Raw genomic sequence first — 2231 nt, 5'->3', positions numbered from 1 at the left:
GGAGTGCGTGGACTACACGAACACCGCCTGGGTGGTTGTCGAGGGTGACGACCCGCAGGATTCGGTGACCGTCACGCCGTGCCGTGAGGCACCGCTGATGGTCGACAAGTCGATCGACGGTTCCTTCGACCGTCTGTACCTGTGGGATGTGTCGAAGGACGTGGACCGGACGACGGTGACGGTCGGCGAGGAGGACCCGGTGCCGGAGTTCGGCTACACGGTGCTCGCGACGCCGGGCGGTGTCGTGGACAGCGGCTTCGAGCTCGGCGGGACGATCACGGTCATGAACACCAACTCGTTCGAGTCCGGGTGGATCGTGGCCGAGGTCGAGGACACGATCTCGGTCGAGGGCCTGGTCTGCACCGTGGAGGACGACGATCTGAACGACGACGGCACGGTCACCGTTTCTCCGTCGGCTTCGGTCCTGTTGGACTACACATGTACGACCGACGGCGTGACCGCCGAGACGACCGGTGAGAACACCGCCGTCGTCACGTGGCACGACGGGCAGCGCTCCGCAATGAGCGATCCGGTCCCGGTCGCCTTCGACCTGGATGCCGAGACCGACAAGGTGGTCGAGGTTTTCGACGACCAGACGAATCCTGCGGCCGATCCGGTCCCGTTGGGGACGGCGGAGTGGAACGCGGAGGGCACGCCCACCGAGTTCGGCTACTCGCTGGCCCTGGACGCGCCGGTCGGGGAGTGCGCGGCCTACACGAACACCGCCTGGGTGGTCGTCGAAGGTGACGATCCGCAGGCCGACGCCGAGGTGACGGTCTGCCGCGAGGCGGCCCTCGTCGTCGAGAAGTCGGTGGACGCGACCTTCGACCGCACGTACCTGTGGGACCTGAGCAAGGACCGCGCGGACGGCGGCGAGGACTTCATCGACGCCGATGAGAACGGCGAGGCGACGGTACCGTACGCCATCACCGTGACGTCCGAGGGGTACACGGATTCGGGCTTCGAACTCGATGGAACCATCGAGATCGTCAACCCGAACACCTACGCGGGCGGAGCGATCGACGCCGCCGTCGAGGACACCGTGTCCGTCGACGGCCTCGTCTGCACCGTCGCCGGCCTGGACGACGACGGCACGATCGTCATCGGCCCGGAGGAGAGCGTCGTCCTCGACTACACGTGCACGACGGACGGTGTGACCGCCGAGACGACCGGCGAGAACACCGCCGTCGCCACGTGGAACGAGGGCGAGCGCTCGGCCGAAGGGACGGCCTCGTTCGGCTTCGTCATCGATACCGAGACCGACAGAACGGTCGAGGTGTACGACGACGAGGCGGTGCCGGGTTCCGAGGGCGAGCTCCTCGGGACGGTCAGCTGGGATGAGGTCACCGAACCGGTGGACGAGTTCTCGAAGGAATTCGCGCAGGAGCTGACCTTCACGGTGGATCCGGGAACGTGCGAGACCTTCGTCAACACGGCGTGGGTAGTTGTCACGGGTGAGAACCCGCAGGACGACGCCGAGGCGACCGTGTGCCACGAGGCCGACCTGATGGTCTCGAAGACGGCCGATGCGAGCTTCGACCGCACGTACCTGTGGGATATCACGAAGGAGGTCGACCGCACCACGGTCACCGTGGGTGCCGACGACGCGGCCCCCGCCTTCGGGTACACGGTCCTGGCGACGCCCGGTGCGTTCGAGGACTCGGGCTGGAGGATGTCCGGCGAGGTCACGATCATGAATCCGAACTCCCCGGAGCAGGGGCCGATCACGGCCACGGCCGTGGACATGCCCGGTGTCGAGGGCGTCGAGTCCTGCGAGATCGCCGGCGGCGGAGAAGTGGTCATCGACCCGGGTGAAACTGTGACGTTGACCTACGACTGCGTGATCGCCGGGCAACCGGACTACGAGGGCGAGAACACCGTCGACGTGGTCTGGGACGGCGGGAGCGTCACGGCGAGCACCGCCGTCGCGTTCGACCTCGGAACCGAGACCGACAAGGTGGTCGACGTCCTGGACGACCAGACGAACCCGGAGACCGAACCGGTGCTGCTGGGGACGGCCGAGTGGAACGCGGAGGGCACGCCCGCCGAGTTCGACTACACGGTGGTCCTGGACGCTCCGATCGGGGAGTGCGCGGACTACACGAACACCGCCTGGGTGGTTGTCGAGGGTGACGATCCGCAGGATTCGGTGACCGTCACGCCGTGCCGTGAGGCTCCGTTGGTGGTCTCGAAGTCGGCCGATGGTTCGTTTGATCGGACGTATTTCTGGG

At 66.9% G+C, this 2231-nt stretch carries 1 protein-coding gene; it reads left to right on the top strand.

Features of this window, described 5'->3' with window-relative positions:
- A partial coding sequence (locus tag IE069_RS15510) for a hypothetical protein (protein WP_189351587.1) occupies positions 1-2231 on the top strand: 2231 nt, incomplete at both ends.

Origin of the sequence: Zhihengliuella salsuginis (genome assembly GCF_014651715.1) — a bacterium.
Lineage (GTDB): Bacteria > Actinomycetota > Actinomycetes > Actinomycetales > Micrococcaceae > Zhihengliuella > Zhihengliuella salsuginis.
Note: the sequence above shows the minus strand (reverse complement) of the source record. Positions and strands in the feature narration are given on the sequence as shown.